General features: G+C 73.3%; 16 protein-coding genes. 11 read left to right on the top strand and 5 right to left on the bottom strand.

Annotated elements, in window-relative coordinates:
* Window positions 1-2: 2 nt before the first annotated feature.
* Both ACH4SE_RS02810 and ACH4SE_RS02815 read right to left on the bottom strand, forming a co-directional pair.
* Complete coding sequence (locus ACH4SE_RS02810) at window positions 3-1,046, bottom strand: phosphotransferase (RefSeq protein ID WP_398541624.1); 1,044 nt, start codon at window positions 1,044-1,046, stop codon at window positions 3-5.
* 153 nt (window positions 1,047-1,199) lie between these two features.
* A complete protein-coding gene (locus ACH4SE_RS02815) occupies window positions 1,200-1,859 on the bottom strand; it encodes a response regulator (protein ID WP_398541446.1) in 660 nt (219 codons plus the stop codon).
* A 393-nt stretch (window positions 1,860-2,252) separates the two neighbouring features.
* On the opposite strand from ACH4SE_RS02815, the gene pdhA reads away from it, so the two are divergent.
* The 8 genes from pdhA (at window position 2,253) to ACH4SE_RS02855 (ending at window position 9,609) form a co-directional block, all read left to right on the top strand.
* Window positions 2,253-3,428 (top strand): pyruvate dehydrogenase (acetyl-transferring) E1 component subunit alpha, encoded by a 1,176-nt coding sequence (gene pdhA, locus ACH4SE_RS02820; RefSeq protein WP_398541447.1) that lies wholly within the window; start codon window positions 2,253-2,255, stop codon window positions 3,426-3,428.
* Between the two features lie 2 nt (window positions 3,429-3,430).
* A complete protein-coding gene (locus ACH4SE_RS02825; RefSeq protein ID WP_398541448.1) occupies window positions 3,431-4,408 on the top strand; it encodes an alpha-ketoacid dehydrogenase subunit beta in 978 nt (325 codons plus the stop codon).
* Window positions 4,409-4,419: 11 nt separating this feature from the next.
* The gene (locus ACH4SE_RS02830; protein WP_398541449.1) at window positions 4,420-5,838 is read left to right on the top strand and encodes a dihydrolipoamide acetyltransferase family protein; all 1,419 of its coding nucleotides are present in this window, start codon (window positions 4,420-4,422) and stop codon (window positions 5,836-5,838) included.
* 112 nt (window positions 5,839-5,950) lie between these two features.
* Window positions 5,951-6,145 carry a hypothetical protein gene (locus ACH4SE_RS02835; protein WP_398541450.1) on the top strand — a complete coding sequence of 65 codons (195 nt, stop codon included), beginning with the start codon at window positions 5,951-5,953 and terminating at the stop codon, window positions 6,143-6,145.
* A gap of 41 nt (window positions 6,146-6,186) precedes the next feature.
* Window positions 6,187-6,732, top strand: a complete 546-nt coding sequence (locus ACH4SE_RS02840; RefSeq protein WP_398541451.1) for a GNAT family N-acetyltransferase — start codon at window positions 6,187-6,189, stop codon at window positions 6,730-6,732.
* Between the two features lie 229 nt (window positions 6,733-6,961).
* Window positions 6,962-7,498, top strand: coding sequence for a hypothetical protein (locus ACH4SE_RS02845; RefSeq protein ID WP_398541452.1), 537 nt, complete (start codon window positions 6,962-6,964; stop codon window positions 7,496-7,498).
* 81 nt (window positions 7,499-7,579) lie between these two features.
* Window positions 7,580-8,254, top strand: a complete 675-nt coding sequence (locus tag ACH4SE_RS02850) for a GntR family transcriptional regulator (protein WP_398541453.1) — start codon at window positions 7,580-7,582, stop codon at window positions 8,252-8,254.
* The gene (locus ACH4SE_RS02855) at window positions 8,251-9,609 is read left to right on the top strand and encodes a nitrate/nitrite transporter (RefSeq protein WP_398541454.1); all 1,359 of its coding nucleotides are present in this window, start codon (window positions 8,251-8,253) and stop codon (window positions 9,607-9,609) included. The genes ACH4SE_RS02850 and ACH4SE_RS02855 overlap by 4 nt, the downstream gene beginning before the upstream one ends.
* Window positions 9,610-9,686: 77 nt before the next feature.
* Here the strand turns inward: ACH4SE_RS02855 and ACH4SE_RS02860 are convergent, their stop codons facing one another.
* Window positions 9,687-10,511 (bottom strand): maleylpyruvate isomerase family mycothiol-dependent enzyme, encoded by an 825-nt coding sequence (locus ACH4SE_RS02860; protein WP_398541455.1) that lies wholly within the window; start codon window positions 10,509-10,511, stop codon window positions 9,687-9,689.
* A 134-nt stretch (window positions 10,512-10,645) separates the two neighbouring features.
* On the opposite strand from ACH4SE_RS02860, the gene ACH4SE_RS02865 reads away from it, so the two are divergent.
* Window positions 10,646-11,446: a carbon-nitrogen family hydrolase gene (locus ACH4SE_RS02865; RefSeq protein ID WP_398541625.1), complete on the top strand. Its 801-nt coding sequence runs from the start codon at window positions 10,646-10,648 to the stop codon at window positions 11,444-11,446.
* Window positions 11,447-11,522: 76 nt separating this feature from the next.
* Here ACH4SE_RS02865 and ACH4SE_RS02870 read toward each other — a convergent pair whose 3' ends face one another.
* A complete protein-coding gene (locus ACH4SE_RS02870) occupies window positions 11,523-12,008 on the bottom strand; it encodes an LURP-one-related/scramblase family protein (protein WP_398541456.1) in 486 nt (161 codons plus the stop codon).
* 40 nt (window positions 12,009-12,048) lie between these two features.
* Between ACH4SE_RS02870 and ACH4SE_RS02875 the strand changes: the two genes are divergently transcribed.
* Window positions 12,049-13,893 carry an NHL domain-containing thioredoxin family protein gene (locus ACH4SE_RS02875; RefSeq protein ID WP_398541457.1) on the top strand — a complete coding sequence of 615 codons (1,845 nt, stop codon included), beginning with the start codon at window positions 12,049-12,051 and terminating at the stop codon, window positions 13,891-13,893.
* A gap of 10 nt (window positions 13,894-13,903) precedes the next feature.
* Here the strand turns inward: ACH4SE_RS02875 and ACH4SE_RS02880 are convergent, their stop codons facing one another.
* Window positions 13,904-14,155 carry a hypothetical protein gene (locus ACH4SE_RS02880; RefSeq protein WP_398541458.1) on the bottom strand — a complete coding sequence of 84 codons (252 nt, stop codon included), beginning with the start codon at window positions 14,153-14,155 and terminating at the stop codon, window positions 13,904-13,906.
* A 206-nt stretch (window positions 14,156-14,361) separates the two neighbouring features.
* Between ACH4SE_RS02880 and ACH4SE_RS02885 the strand changes: the two genes are divergently transcribed.
* Window positions 14,362-15,612: a hypothetical protein gene (locus ACH4SE_RS02885; protein WP_398541459.1), complete on the top strand. Its 1,251-nt coding sequence runs from the start codon at window positions 14,362-14,364 to the stop codon at window positions 15,610-15,612.
* Window positions 15,613-15,639: the final 27 nt, after the last annotated feature.

Below are 15,639 nucleotides of genomic sequence, written 5' to 3' on the forward strand. Positions count from 1 at the left end.
GCCTACCCCGCGAAGGCGTCCAGCACCGCCTCGTACTCCCCCGTCCACCACACGGCCAGCGCGGAGGTCGCGGGGAAGAGCGGGTCGGAGCGCAGGTCGCGCTGCTCGTAGCGCCACTGGAGCATCCAGAAGTCGTTGAGCCGCTCCCACCACACCCGGTGGACGGCGGCCGCGACCTCGTCCTCGCCCGCTCCGGAGGCGAGCCGGTACGCGCGGGCGTACGCGCGGACCTTGCGCAGGTCGAGGCGGCCGTCGACGGGGTGGACGAAGAAGATCGCGGCGGCCCGGACGGCCTCCTCGGCGCGCGGCTGGACGCCGAGCCGGTCCCAGTCGACGATCGCGGCGGGCTCGTCACCCCGGTAGAGCAGGTTGAGCGGGTGGAAGTCGCCGTGCACCCAGCCCTGCACGCCCCCCTCCGGCGCGGGGTCGGGCGGACGGCGGTGGGCGTGCCTCCGGAGGAGTTCGCGCCGTTCGACCAGGCGGTGCTCGGCGAGCCGGTCGAAGGTGTCGTGCGGGCGGTGCGCCCGGGCGAGGGCGAGCAGCCGCTCGATGTCGGCGTGGGTGGCGTCGGGGTCGGCGCTGGGCCGCGGTCCGGCGGCGGGGGGCGGCTGGACGCGGGCCAGGCCGGTGTGGACGAGGCCGAGCAGGAGGCCGAGCCGCCGGGACTGGTCGGCGTCGAGGTCGGTGCCCTCGCGGTGGGTGCCGTCGATCCACGGGAAGAGCGCGTAGCCGACGCCGCCGTGCACGGTGACGGTGTGCCCGTCGGTGGCGCGCAGGGGCGCGGCGGCGGGGAGGCCGAGGCGGGCCAGGCGCCGGGTGGCGCGGTGCTGGCGGACGATGGTGGCGGGGGCGGCGGTGTCCGCGGAGATGTACTGCTTGAGGAAGTAGCGGCCCCTGGTGGTGGTCACCCGCCAGCCGCGGTTGAGCAGTCCCCGGGGGACGGCTTCGCAGGTCAGCGGTTCGCCCGCGTCCTCGTACCGGTGCAGCAGCGCGGACAGCGCAGCCCGCGTGTGCGGCTCCGTTGCCGTGCCCGTCACGAGTGTCAGCGTAGATCAACGGGCGCGGCCGTTCGGGCGAGGTGGCGCCACCCCACCTCGACCTGCTAAGGGCGCCCTTACGCCTTTGCGCCGCATTTCGCCCCCGCGCCCGCGCCGCCCGTGCGCCTCACACCGTCCGTGCCGGCCACGCGGGCGTACGTCTCATGCCGCCCCCGCGCCCTGCGCCCCGCCGCGGGCCATGCCCAGCTTGTGCAGCAGCGTCGAGACCTGCTGCCGTACGGTCCGCTCGTCGAGCCCGGCGCGTTCGGCGATCTCGCGGTTGGTGAGGCCCTCGCCGATGAGGTCGAGGATCTCCCGCTCGCGCGTCGTGAGGCGTCCGGGCCGCTCCCGGCCCTGGCCCTCGCCGCCGCGCGCGCCGCCCTCCCGGAGGCGTTCCAGCACCTCCGCGGTGGCGGCCGGGTCGATGAGGGAGTGGCCCGCGGCGACCTCGCGGACGGCGCTGACCAGGTCGTCGCCCGTGATGACCTTGGGGACGTAGCCCGCGGCACCGCCCATGACCGCGTCGAAGAGGGCCTCGTCGTCGGCGAAGGAGGTGAGCATCAGGCATTTCACGGACTCGTCGTGGGAGCGGATCTCCCGGCAGGCCTCGACGCCGCTGCCGTCCGGCAGGCGTACGTCCAGGACGGCGACGTCCGGATGGGCGTCCGGCACCCGGTCGACGGCCTCGGCGGTGCCGGCGGCCTCGCCGACGACCTCGATCGACGGGTCGAGGGACAGCAGCCGGTTGACCCCGCGGCGGACGCCCTCGTGGTCGTCCACCACGAACACCCGTATATGACCCTTACGGCCGTTTTCGCTCACGCCCCCAGCGTCGCACCCCCCGGAGCTTCCCGCCTCCCGCCGACGCGCTCCCTGCCGCCCCTTACGGTTGTCCGCCATTCGAGATACGGTGCGATTGTCCCGGTGGCCTGCAGCAATAAACGAATGCCCGACCCGAATGCGCGGCGCGCGCGCAGTTACTAGGAAATCCAAGCAAAACCGCAGGTCGGACGGCTTAGCGCGAATGCTGGACTTGTGGGTAACGTCTGTAGTCGCAGGCCATTCGCCGGGGCGCTGTCAGCCCTGGGCTCGGTCATGCCGCACACACCCCGTGCGTCCCGCCGGACCAGGTGCGCCGCCTCCCGTAGACACGGGAGGGCGGCCCCATCCTGCTCCCCGGCAGATCCCGGGGGCCGGACAGACGGAGGAGCGAACGTGAGCGTGAAGAGCACTGCCGGCGGTGGTGCCCCCGCGAAAAGGGGGCGGACGACCCGTGCAGCCGCCGCGAAGCGCCGTGGCGGTGGTGAGCCCGGGCTCGTGCAGCTGCTGACCCCGCAGGGCGAGCGTGTCGAGCACGACGACTACGCGATCGACCTGACGGCGGAGGAGCTGCGCGGCCTGTACCGGGACATGGTCCTGACCCGCCGCTTCGACGGCGAGGCGATCACCCTGCAGCGGCAGGGGGAGCTGGGCCTGTGGGCGTCGCTGCTGGGCCAGGAGGCCGCGCAGATCGGCTCCGGCCGGGCGACCCGGCCCGACGACTACGTCTTCCCGACCTACCGCGAGCACGGCGTGGCCTGGACGCGCGACGTCGACCCGCTGAACCTGCTGGGCATGTTCCGCGGCGTGAACAACGGCGGCTGGGACCCCAACGAGAACAACTTCCACCTCTACACCATCGTGATCGGCTCCCAGACGCTGCACGCCGCGGGCTACGCGATGGGCGTGGCCAAGGACGGCGCCGATTCGGCGGTCCTGGCGTACTTCGGCGACGGCGCCTCCAGCCAGGGCGACGTGGCCGAGGCCTTCACCTTCGCGGCCGTCTACAACGCGCCCGTGGTCTTCTTCTGCCAGAACAACCAGTGGGCCATCTCCGAGCCGACCGAGAAGCAGTCCCGCGTGCCGATCTACCAGCGCGCCGCGGGCTACGGCTTCCCCGGCGTGCGGGTGGACGGCAACGACGTGCTGGCGGTGCTCGCGGTCACCCGGGCGGCCCTGGAGCACGCGCGCAGCGGGCAGGGCCCGATGCTGGTGGAGGCGTTCACGTACCGGATGGGCGCGCACACCACGACCGACGACCCGACGCGCTACCGCAGCGAGGAGGAGCGTGAGGAGTGGGTGTCGAAGGACCCCATCGCCCGGCTGCGCGCCTACCTCGACCGTGAGGGCCTGGCCGACGAGGGCTTCTACGCCGGGGTCGACTCGGAGAGCGACGCCCTCGCCAAGCGGGTCCGCGAGGGCGTGCGGACCATGCCGAACCCGGGCCCGATGGCCATCTTCGACAACGTCTACGCGGACGGCAGCTCGCTCGTCGACGAGGAGCGGGCGCAGTTCGCGGACTACCTCGCGTCCTTCGAGGAAGACGGCGCGACCGCAGGACAGGGGCACTGATCATGAAGCAGACGATGGCAGTGGCCAAGGCCCTCAACGAGTCCCTCCGCAAGGCGCTGGACAGCGATCCGAAGGTCCTCGTCATGGGCGAGGACGTCGGCCGCCTCGGCGGCGTCTTCCGCATCACCGACGGGCTGCAGAAGGACTTCGGCGAGGACCGGGTCATCGACACCCCGCTCGCCGAGTCCGGCATCGTCGGCACCGCGATCGGCCTGGCGCTGCGCGGCTACCGGCCGGTGGTGGAGATCCAGTTCGACGGCTTCGTCTTCCCGGCCTACGACCAGATCGTCACCCAGCTGGCCAAGATGCACGCCCGCGCGCTCGGCAAGATCAAGCTGCCGGTCGTCATCCGGATCCCGTACGGCGGCGGCATCGGCGCGGTCGAGCACCACAGCGAGTCGCCCGAGGCGCTCTTCGCGCACGTGGCGGGCCTAAAGGTGGTCTCGCCGTCGAACCCCTCGGACGCGTACTGGATGCTCCAGCAGGCCATCGAGTGCGACGACCCGGTGATCTTCTTCGAGCCCAAGCGCCGCTACTGGGACAAGGGCGAGGTCAACACCGAGGCGGTCCCGGCCGGGCTGCACTCGGCGGTCGTCGCGCAGCAGGGCACGGACGTCACGCTCGTCGCGTACGGGCCGATGGTGAAGGTGTGCCTGGAGGTGGCGGCAGCGGCGGCGAACGAGGGCCGTAGCCTGGAGGTCGTGGACCTGCGCTCGCTCTCCCCGATCGACTTCGACACCGTGCAGGCGTCGGTGGAGAAGACCCGGCGGCTGGTCGTCGTGCACGAGGCGCCGGTCTTCTACGGTTCGGGCGCGGAGATCGCGGCGCGCATCACCGAGCGCTGCTTCTACCACCTGGAGGCGCCGGTGCTGCGGGTCGGCGGCTTCCACGCCCCCTACCCGCCGGCCCGCCTGGAGGACGAGTACCTCCCCGGCCTGGACCGGGTGCTGGACGCCGTCGACCGCGTCCTGGCGTACTGAGGGAGAGGGTTGTGACTACCGTGACCGCACAGGGGCAGCGCTTCCGCGAGTTCAGGATGCCGGACGTCGGGGAGGGCCTGACCGAGGCGGAGATCCTCAAGTGGTACGTGGCGGTGGGCGACACCGTGCACGACGGCATGGTGATCTGCGAGGTGGAGACGGCGAAGGCGGCCGTCGAACTGCCCATTCCCTACGACGGGGTGGTCAGCGAGATCCGCTTCGGCGAGGGCACGACGGTGGACGTCGGCACGCCGATCATCGTCGTGGACGCCTCGGGAGCAGAGGGCGCAGAGGGCGCCGAGGGCCCGGGGGACGCCGCGGGCACGCCGCAGGCGCCCGCGTCCGAGGCCGTACCGGCGCAGCCCGCTCCGGCCGCCGCCGAGCCCGCGCCCGCCGCGGAGCCGGCGGCCGCCAAGCGCGAGGCGGTGCTGGTGGGGTACGGCGTCGCGCCGTCCTCCACCACCCGCCGCCCGCGCAAGCAGCAGCCACCTGCGGCCCCCGAGACCGCTCCCGGCCCGGCCGCTCCCGTGAACGGGCACCCGGCGCCCGCCGCCGAACGCCCGCTGGCCAAGCCGCCGGTGCGCAAGCTCGCCAAGGAGCTGGGCATCGACCTGGCCACCGTCGTCCCGACCGGCCCGAACGGCGTCGTCACGCGCGAGGACATCCGCGCCGCGGCCGCGCCCCCCGCGCCGCTGCCCTCCGCGCCCCTCACCGCTCCGGCGGCGGGCGCGCGCGAGACGCGTACGCCGATCAAGGGCGTGCGCAAGGCCACCGCGCAGGCCATGGTGTCCAGCGCGTTCACGGCCCCGCACGTCACCGAGTTCGTGACCTTCGACATCACCCGGACCATGAAGCTCGTCCAGCAGCTGAAGGAGGACCGGGCCTTCGAGGGCCTGAAGGTCAGCCCGCTGCTGCTGGTGGCGCGGGCGCTGCTGGTCGCGATCCGGCGCAATCCCGCGGTCAACGCGACGTGGGACGAACAGGCGCAGGAGATCGTCCAGAAGTCCTACGTGAACCTCGGCATCGCCGCGGCCACCCCGCGCGGCCTGATCGTCCCCAACATCAAGGACGCGCAGGACAGGACGCTGCCGGAGCTGGCCGCCGCGCTGGGCGAGCTGGTGGCGACGGCGCGCGAGGGGAAGACCGCGCCCGCCGACATGCAGGGCGGCACGGTCACGATCACCAACGTCGGCGTCTTCGGCGTCGACACCGGTACGCCGATCCTCAACCCCGGCGAGTCGGCGATCCTCGCCTTCGGCGCGGTGAAGCTCCAGCCGTGGGTGCACAAGGGCAAGGTCAAGCCGCGGCACGTCACCACGCTCGCGCTGTCCTTCGACCACCGGCTGGTCGACGGCGAGCTGGGGTCGAAGGTGCTCGCGGACGTGGCGGCGGTCCTGGAGCAGCCCAAGCGGCTGATCACCTGGGCGTAGGCGCCGGGCACATCCCCGAAAGGGTGGGGCGGGTGCGGACGTACTGACGTCCGCACCCGCCCCTTCTGCGTGTTTGCGCCGCTCCGCGGTCGAATTGTGCTGCTATCGCCCCATGGTCGTCCACGTCTCCGTCATCGTGCTGCTCCTCGTCATCGTGGGGCTGCTCATGCACAACAAGAGCCTCAAGGTCAGCCATGCGATCGTGGCGGGGCTGCTCGGCTTCTGCCTGGCGAGCTCCAGCGTCGCGCCGACGATCCAGTCGACGGTCGCCTCGACCGCGGATCTGGTCAGCACCATCCGCCCCTGAGGGAACGCCACATCGGATCACCACGGTCATACGATGACCGGATGATCGACACCCAGGGCAACCACGCCCCCGACGCCGTGTCCCTGCGCCCGATCACCGAGGACGACCTCCCCGTGATCAACGGCCACCTCTCCGACCCCGTCGCCTCGGGCCCCTTCCAGTGGTTCGGCTGGTCCGACCCGCACCGCTGGAAGCGCGACTGGGAGCAGAACGGCATCCTCGGCCCGGACAGCGGCCGCCTCCTCGTCGTGCGCGGCACCGAATCCCTCGGCTTCGTCTCCTGGCGGAAGATCCCCCGCGGCACGTCCTTCCACTGGAACATGGGCATCATGCTCTGGCCGGACGCCCGCGGCCGCGGTGCCGGCACCGAGGCCCACCGCCTCCTCGTGCGCTACCTCTTCGACCACTCCGTCGCCGTGCGCGTCGAGGCGGACACCGACATCGACAACATCGCCGAGCAGCGCGCCCTGGAGAAGGCCGGCTTCACGCGCGAGGGCGTGATGCGCGCGTCCACCTTCCGGCAGGGCAGCTGGCACGACAACGTCCTCTACTCGATCCTCCGCGACGACCTCCCGCCCGCGCCGTGACGGCCGGCTGAGTCCCTGGCGCTCCGGCGCCGCGTTCATCGTCCCCCCGCGGCCGTACGGCCTGCGGTCGGAGGAGATCGTCGCCGCGGTGCGGCGCTGAGCGGCGGGCCGCCGGTCTTCGACGGTGACTGACGCCACGTCACCCGCTCTGGCCGGACGGTGGGCGCGGTGGGACGATGCGAGCGTGTTCCCGCCTGCGGGGCGGGACGTGTCCGGGGGGACAGGTGCGATGGGGGACGACGCCGGAGCAGGTGAGCCGCAGAGCGGCTACGAGGTGCGGTCGAGCTGGGGGTGGAGGACGGTCGCGCGCACCGCGGTCGTGGCCGGGATCGTCGCCGTGGTGACGCTCAATCCGACGGACTGGCACGTGACGACCGGCTCCGTGGTGCGCGGGTGCTACTTCCTGGGGTGGGGGATGTTCTTCGTCGGGCAGCAGTACGAGCTGCACCGGCGGGGTTGCCTGCTGCGGATCGACGAGGCCGGGCTGACCGTGGCCGGGGAGCCGACCGTGCCGTGGCGGGAGCTGCGGAAGGCCGAGGTGAGGCGCGGGGGGTTGGTGTTCTTCCCGTGGTCCCCGGCCACCGAGCTGCCCCTGCTGCCGGTCGGGCCGAGGGTCCTGTCCGGGGGAGCGCGGCGCAGGCGCAAGCGGCTGATGAAGCAGTTCGGGACGGCACTGGTGGTGCCTACGCGCCTGTACGGGGTGCGGCGCGCCGAGGTCGTCGCGGCGGTGCGCCACTACAGCGGGACCGTGCCCGTCTTCGAATGACCGCCTCCGCCGGAGGTGTGCCGTCCGCATCGCGGACCGCCGTGCCGTCCGGGCGGCTGTTGTATCTATGATGTGCGCATCATGGATACCGTCACCGCAGCCTCCGGCGGCGCCGCCGCCAAGTCGCCACCCGCCGCCGAGCGCGTCTACCTGCACGTCAAGGCGGGTGTGCTGGAGCGCAGTTACGAGGGTGGCACGCTGCTCACGGAAGGGGATCTCGCCGAGGCCGTGGGGGTGTCGCGCACCCCCGTGCGCGAGGCGCTGCTGCGGCTGGAGGCGGAGGGGCTGCTCAAGCTCTACCCGAAGAAGGGCGCGCTCGTGCTGCCGGTCTCCGCGCAGGAGATCGCCGACGTCGTCGAGACCCGGCTGCTGGTGGAGCAGCACGCGGTGGCCAAGCTCGCGGGCGCGCTGCCCGAGCCGCTCGCGGCCCGGCTGGAGGAACTCCTCGCCGAGCAGCGGCTGCACGCCGCCGCGGGCGACCTCGCGGCCTTCGCGGTGGCCGACCGCTGCTTCCACGCCGAGATCGTCCGTGCGGCCGGCAACCGCATCCTCGCCCAGCTCTACGACCAGCTGCGCGACCGGCAGCTGCGGATGGGCGTGGCCACGATGCACGCCGAGCCGAGCCGGGTCGCCAAGAACATCGAGGAGCACGCCGAGATCCTGGAGGCGCTGCGCGGTGCGGGCGTCCGGGAGGCGAAGGCGGCGGTCTCCCGGCACCTGGTCCGCGTCAACACCCTGGCGCGGGGCGAGTCGTGACGGCGGGCGGTGAACCCTCCCGGGGCGGCGGGGCCGGCGCGGCCGCTCTACGCGCGCTGCCCGGCGATCCGCCGGGCGGCCGGCGGGCGGTGCTGGTGTGGAGCGTCGGCACCCTGGTCTACCTCGTCGCCGTGGTGCACCGCACCAGCCTCGGCGTCGCGGGCATCGACGCCGCCGACCGCTTCCACGTCGGCGCCTCGGCCCTGTCGTCCTTCTCGATCCTCCAGGTGCTCGTCTACGCGGGGATGCAGATACCCGTCGGCCTGATGGTGGACCGGCTCGGCACGAAGAAGGTGCTCACGCTCGGCGCGCTGCTCTACACCGCAGGGCAGCTCGCCTTCGGCCTGTCGCACTCCTACGGCACGGCGCTGGCCGCCCGGGCGGTGCTGGGCTGCGGCGACGCGATGACCTTCGTGAGCGTGCTGCGGCTCGGCTCGCGCTGGTTCCCGGCCCGCCGCGGGCCGATCATCGCGCAGACCGCGGCGCTCTTCGGGGTGGCCGGCAACCTCATCTCGACCGTCCTGCTGGCACGGCTGCTGCACTCCGCGGGCTGGACCCCGACCTTCGTCGGCTCGGCGGCCGCGGGCGCCCTCGTGCTGCTGCTCATGACGGCCTTCCTCAAGGACCACCCCGAGGGCTACGAGCCCGCGCCCGCCGAGCACGCGGGCACCGCGTACGTACGGCGCCAGATCGCGGCGGCCTGGGCGGAGCCCGGTACCCGGCTCGGCATGTGGACGCACTTCACGACGCAGTTCCCCGGCATGGTCTTCCTGCTGCTGTGGGGCATGCCGTTCCTCGTCGAGGCGCAGCACCTGTCACGCGGGGCGGCGGGCGGGCTGCTCACCCTGGTGGTGCTGGCCAACATGGCGTTCGGCCTGCTCTTCGGCCAGCTGATCTCCCGTCACCACGGGGCGCGGCTGCCGCTGACGCTCGGCGTGGTCGCGGTGACGGCGCTGACGTGGGCGGGGGTGCTCGCCTGGCCCGGCGGGGACGACCCGACGTGGCTGCTGGTGGCGCTGTGCGTGGTGCTGGGCGCGAGCGGGCCCGCGTCGATGATCGGCTTCGACTTCGCGCGCCCCGCCAACCCGCCGGAACGCTTCGGCACGGCCTCCGGCATCGTCAACATCGGCGGCTTCGTCGCCTCCATGCTCACCCTGCTGGCGGTCGGCGTGCTGCTGGACTCCACCGGCGGCGACTACCGCGTCGCCTGGTGCAGCATCTTCGTCATGGAGGCGTTCGGCCTCGCGCAGATCCTGCGGCTGCGGCGGGCCAGCGAGCGGCTGGAGCGCGAGCGGATCGCGGTGAGCCGCGTCGAGACCGTCCACCGCACGCCCGCCGCCGTCCGCGGCGAGTAGCCCCGTCCGAACGGCGAACGGGCGCGAGCCCCGGAAGGCCCGCACCCGTTCGGCGTACGGTGTTTCACCCGGACGGCTCAGCGCGTCACGGCGATGTGACGCAGGATCGCGTCCGCGAGGTCCGCGTCGCCCTCGACCTTGACCTGGCCGCTGACCGCGGCCGGGCGGACGCGGCCGGTCAGCAGCCGCAGGAAGGTCTCCCAGTCCGCGACGAAGGTCACCGCGGGACCCAGCGACACGGCGGAGTCGATGCTGCCGCGGCCCTCGGCGTTCACCCGGACCGTGCGCATGAACTCCAGCGGCCCGTGCACGTCGAACACCACCGCCGAGCCCGGCTGCGCGCCCGCGTCGTGCGCCACCAGCTTCGGCAGCGACCGCAGCACGTAGTCGCGCGCCAGCACCGCACCCGCCGACGCCAGGTTGCCGGGCTTGTCGAGGGCCCGCCGAAGGTCCTGCTCGTGCACCCAGACGTCGAAGACGCGGCCCCACAGCTGCTCCTCCAGCGTCGTCTCGCCGCCGCCGATCGCGCGCACCTTGGCGTCCGGCTGCCGCGACTCGTTGCGCAGCTGCCGCGCCCTGCGGATGATCGTGTATTCCAGCTCCGACGTCATCTCCGGGGCGGTGTGGTGGCGCCGGATGTCCACCGGCACCTCGGTGTAGCGGGCCGTCTCGGAGGTGATGTGCCGCAGGTCGCTGGGAAGGGTGTGGATCGGGCGCGGATCGCCGAGGAGTTCGCACTCGAAGCCGATGATGTGGGAGACGACGTCGCGCACCGACCAGTACGGGCACTCCGTGGCGCGGTTCCACTCCCCCTCGGCAAGGGGCGACACCAGCTCGTTGACGGATTCGATGGAGTGGGTCCAGGCGTCTATGTACGGCTGGAGCTTGCTGTGGACGGTCACGGGACCCCTCGACGGATCGGTGCGCGGTCGTGGTGGTTGGCGCCTAAGTTACGCTGCGCGCGGGCGCCCACGCAGTGCTTTCGAGTGACGATGGTAGGCCCGGCTTGACGACCCAACGTATGGGCGGTGTCCAGGTGCGCGCAACGCTAGTCCAGATCGATGTCGACCCGGCGGAGACGCCCGCGCGGCGGCGGGTGCGCGCGGCCGCGCTCGTCCGCGCCCAGACGGGCGCCGATCTCGTCGTCCTGCCCGAATTGTGGCCCGTCGGAGCCTTCGCCTCCGGCGACTTCGCCGCGGAGGCGGAGCCGGTGGACGGCGGGCCCACCGCCGAGGCGATGAGCGCCGCCGCGCGGGACGCCGGGGTGTGGCTGCACGCCGGGTCCGTCGTCGAGCGCGACGCCGAGGGGCTCCTCTACAACACCGCGCTGCTCTTCTCGCCGGACGGCGAGCTGGTCACCACCTACCGCAAGATCCACCGCTTCGGCTTCGACAGCGGTGAGGCCGCGCTGCTCGACGCGGGGCGCACGGTGGTGACGGCCCGTCTGCCGTTCGGTGTCGTCGGGCTCGCGACCTGCTACGACCTGCGCTTCCCCGAGCAGTTCCGGCTGCTCGTCGACGGCGGGGCCGAGCTGCTGGTGCTCTGCGCCGGGTGGCCGGCGCGGCGCCTCGACCACTGGCGCGTGCTCGTGCGCGCGCGGGCGGTGGAGTCGCAGGCGTACGTCCTCGCCTGCGGGACGGCGGGGTCCCACGCCGGGGTGGAGCAGGCCGGGCACAGCATGGTCGTCGACCCCTGGGGGGCCGTCCTCGCCGAGGCCGGTCCCGCCGAGCAGCTCCTCACCTGCGAGCTGGACCCTTCGCGGGTGGCGGCCACGAGGCAGGACTTCCCCGTCCTGCGCGACCGCGTGCTCCCCGTCCCGCCGCCCGGCACGCCCTGACGCGCCCTGCGGGACGCCCCTCGCGGCCCTCCCGGGGGAACCCACGGCGGATCACCCCGCGGCGGCGGGGATGGGGCTACTCCTCCTTGGCCGCGAGGCGGTCCACGCAGACGGCGATCGCGACGAGCATCGCCGCGTCCGCGTCGGGCCGCTCCACGTCGACGGTGTAGGCGTCCCGCAGGGACAGCAGGCGGCGGGAGACGCGGGCGAGCCGCTCGCCCTCGTACTCGATGTCGTACTCCTTGCCGATGAGGTCCCCGCGGATCTCCAGCTCCTCGCCGGTGGCGAGCTCCGCGCGGTAGACCTCGTGGAGGAAGGCGAGCCGCCGCCGGCGGACGGTGACGAGCACGTCGCCACCGCGTTCGACGGTCATGGCGTCGCGCAGCGTGAGCAGCTTGCGGTGGATGACGGCGAGCACCTCGCCGCCGGGATCCCGGAGCTCCAGCGTCTCCCTGACCCGCAGCACCTTGCCGTCGACGTAGAAGGCGCGGCGGCCCCCCTCGTCCTCGATCCAGTAGTCCTCGCCGATGGCGAGCAGTTTCTCCCGCACCACGTATTTCATGCGGGAATGCCTACCCCGGGGAATGCTGTTGGATGGGGACATGACTGCACGTGCACGCGTCCGGGCGCCCGAGCTGACCGGCAGGGGCGGCTGGCTGAACACCGGCGGGGCCACCCTCTCCCTCGCCGACCTCCGCGGGTCGATCGTGATCCTGGACTTCTGGACCTTCTGCTGTGTGAACTGCCTGCACGTCCTGGACGAGCTGCGGGAACTGGAAGCGCGGCACCGGGACACGGTGGTGATCGTCGGCGTGCACTCGCCGAAGTTCGTGCACGAGGCGGAGCACGACGCGGTGGTCGATGCGGTGGAGCGCTACGAGGTGCACCACCCCGTGCTGGACGACCCGGAACTGGTCACCTGGAAGCAGTACGCCGTCCGGGCGTGGCCGACGCTCGTCGTGATCGACCCGGAGGGCTACGTCGTCGCGCAGCACGCAGGCGAGGGGCACGCGCACGCCCTGGAGCGGCTCGTGACGCAGCTGGAGGCCGAGCACGGCGAGAAGGGCACGCTGCGCCGCGGCGACGGCCCGTACGTGCCGCCGGAGCCGGTGGCGACCGATCTGCGCTTCCCCGGCAAGGTGCTGGCGCTGCCGGGCTCGGGCCACTACCTGGTGTCGGACTCGACGCGGCACGCCCTGGTGGAGCTGGCGGCGGACGGCGAGAGCGTCGTGCGGCGGATCGGCAGCGGTGAGCGCGGCCTCGCGGACGGCGACGCGGCGACCGCGCGCTTCAGCGAGCCGCAGGGGCTCGCGATGCTGCCGGACGGCGGTGTGATCGTCGCGGACACCGTCAACCACGCGCTGCGCCGGCTGGACCTGGAGTCCGGTGTCGTGACGACGGTCGCCGGCACGGGACGCCAGTGGTGGCAGGGCTCGCCGACCGCGGGCGAGGCGCTCCGGGTGGACCTGTCGTCGCCGTGGGACGTCGCGTGGTTCGAGGACCGGGTGTGGATCGCGATGGCGGGCGTGCACCAGCTGTGGACGTACGACCCGGCGACCGGCCGCGTCGAGGTCGCCGCGGGCACCACCAACGAGGGCCTGGTCGACGGCCCGGCGCGCGAGGCGTGGTTCGCCCAGCCCTCCGGGCTCACGGTCTCCGGGAACAGGCTGTGGATCGCCGACTCCGAGACCTCCGCCCTGCGCTGGGCCGAGCGCGCGGCGGGGGCCGGCGGCGAGGAGGGCTACGTCGTGCGCACCGCGGTGGGCACCGGGCTGTTCGACTTCGGGCACCGCGACGGCGCCGCGGGTCAGGCGCTGCTCCAGCACCCGCTGGGCGTGACCGGGCTGCCCGACGGCTCGGTCGCGGTGAGCGACACGTACAACAACGCGCTGCGCCGCTACGACCCCGTCACCGGTGAGGTCAGCACGCTCGCGACCGACCTGCGGGAGCCGTCCGACGCGGCGGTCGTCGCCGGGGACATCGTCGTCGTGGAGTCCGCCCGGCACCGGCTGACCCGGCTGCGGCTGCCGGAGGAGGCCGTACGCGTCGAGGGCGTCGCGCACCGCACGCAGCGGGCCGCGACGGACGTGGCGCCCGGCGCCTTCCGGCTGGACGTCGTCTTCTCGGCGCCCGCCGGGCAGAAGCTCGACGACCGGTACGGGCCCTCGACGCGGCTGCTGGTCAGCGCGACCCCGCCGGAGCTGCTCACGGACGGCGAGGGCAAGGGCACCGACCTCTTCCGCGACCTGGTGCTCAACCCGGCCGTGCCCGAGGGCGTGCTGCACGTCTCGGCGATGGCGGCGTCCTGCGACGACGCGCCTGCCGCCGAGTACCCGGCGTGCCATGTGCACCAGCAGGACTGGGGCGTCCCCGTGCGGCTGACCGACAGCGGCGACACGCGCCTGGCCCTGGTGCTGGCGGGCCTCGACGAAGGCGCCGAGGCGTGACGGGGGTCGCTCAGTAGCGCGGCCCCGGGTACCGCTCGTCGGCGTAGTAGCGCTCCTCGACGACGGGCGGCACGTCGCCGTCCCGGGTCGGCGGGATCTGGCGGCGCTTGAAGATGCTCACGTACGCGGCGAGCCCGATCACGCCCACGGCCATCATGATCAGGCCGACCAGGTCCAGGTTGACGCCCTTGGCGTGCCAGTCCGTCGCGAAGGTGATGATGCCGCCCACCGCGATCAGGATGATGCAGCCTCCGATACCCACAGCGTTCGCCTCCAGAGGTGGAATTCGTCTGCGGTTCCCGTGTTGTCCTGGTGGATCGCCTGCCCGGTGCGGGCAGTTGCATGCGCGGCTGCGAACACCCGTGCAGAAATGGCGCCCTGGGGCGTCACCTCCGGGCGGGGCGGGGCGTGAGAGGGACGGACGGCACTTCCCGTAGGCCGTCCGGATCGGAGAACTTGGCTATGCGCATGCGGACTTCGGCCTCTGCCGCCCTGGTGGCCGCCGCCGCCCTGATCGCCGCCGGCACCCTCACCGGTACCGCCTCGGCCGCGCCGCTGACGGCGGACGCCGGGAACGGCCCCCTCACCGCCCAGCCCGTGCCGCCCGGCAGCGGGTCGCTGTTCGACGTCACGCAGGCCGGGGCCCACGTCACCTTCGCGAGCGGCCTGAACCAGCGGGCCGTCAGCGAGAAGGTCGTCCGTCAGAGCCCCCTGCTGCTCCGCAAGGACGACCGGGACGGCAAGGGCTGGCAGGCCGTGGCGCTGCCGTCGGAGGGCGTCGGCAACGGCGACAACGAGATCAACTCCACCGCCGCCGTGCCCGGCACCGCGGGCGAGGCCTGGGCGGTGGGCCTGGAGGGGCGGAGCACCGCGAACTGCGGCTTCCCGCCCGACTTCCAGGTGTGCGGGCCGATACTCGCCGACCACTTCGACGGCACCTCCTGGCAGGCCGAGCCGGTGCCGACGCCGGCGAACGCGGAGGGCGGCGGCCTCGTCCAGGTGGCCGCGAGCGGGCCGTCCGACGTGTGGGCGACCGGCTGGCTCCAGATCTTCGACAGCGGGGAGCCGAACCCCGCCAAGCCCGGCGGCTGGATCATCCAGGACCACATGGAGGCGCTGGTCGTCCACTGGGACGGCCACGCCTGGAAGCGGTTCCCCGTGCCCGACGCGCTGACCTACCTGCCCACCTCGCTCGTGGTGTCCGGCCACGACGTGTACACCGCCGGCTGGGGCGGCGACGACGTGCCGGTGGTCCAGCACTGGAACGGCAGCACCTGGACCGCCGAGAAGCTCCCGGACAGCTACGGGGGCGAGGTGTACGGCCTGGGCGTGGACGGCACCGGAAGCGTCTGGGCGGTCGGCCGCACGCTGCTGACCGAGGACGACCCGGGCCACGCCCTGCTGCTGCGCCGGACCGGCGGGGTGTGGCGCGAGGTGCCGGCGCCGGCGGACGCGGGCCAGCTGACCGGCATCGCCTTCACCCCGTCCGGTGTCGCCGTCGCAGGCAGCGTCGTCGGCGGCCGGGACGGCTACGTCGCCCAGTCCGACGCGACGGGCTGGCACCGCCTCGCGCTGCCCGCGGCGCCCGAGGGCGGCCTGGTCGCGACGGAGAGCGTGTCGTACAGCCCGCGGCAGGGCGTGACGGTCGTCGGCCACCAGGAGGGGCCGGACGGCCCCTTCGCCGGGGACGCGGTGCCGGTGGTGCTCGCCCAGCGCTGACACCGCCCCACGGACGGCGGGCCCGCA

The organism is Streptomyces sp. NPDC020983 (assembly GCF_044333485.1).
GTDB lineage: Bacteria > Actinomycetota > Actinomycetes > Streptomycetales > Streptomycetaceae > Actinacidiphila.

Bases quoted from the DNA above. Each gene is read 5' to 3' on its own strand.
- ACH4SE_RS02840 (WP_398541451.1), top strand. From the start codon at position 6,187: ATGATCGACACCCAGGGCAACCACGCCCCCGACGCCGTGTCCCTGCGC.
- ACH4SE_RS02845 (WP_398541452.1), top strand. From the start codon at position 6,962: ATGGGGGACGACGCCGGAGCAGGTGAGCCGCAGAGCGGCTACGAGGTG.
- ACH4SE_RS02885 (WP_398541459.1), top strand. From the start codon at position 14,362: ATGCGGACTTCGGCCTCTGCCGCCCTGGTGGCCGCCGCCGCCCTGATC.
- ACH4SE_RS02825 (WP_398541448.1), top strand. From the start codon at position 3,431: ATGAAGCAGACGATGGCAGTGGCCAAGGCCCTCAACGAGTCCCTCCGC.
- ACH4SE_RS02850 (WP_398541453.1), top strand. From the start codon at position 7,580: ATGGATACCGTCACCGCAGCCTCCGGCGGCGCCGCCGCCAAGTCGCCA.
- ACH4SE_RS02875 (WP_398541457.1), top strand. From the start codon at position 12,049: ATGACTGCACGTGCACGCGTCCGGGCGCCCGAGCTGACCGGCAGGGGC.
- ACH4SE_RS02835 (WP_398541450.1), top strand. From the start codon at position 5,951: ATGGTCGTCCACGTCTCCGTCATCGTGCTGCTCCTCGTCATCGTGGGG.
- ACH4SE_RS02870 (WP_398541456.1), bottom strand. From the start codon at position 12,008: ATGAAATACGTGGTGCGGGAGAAACTGCTCGCCATCGGCGAGGACTAC.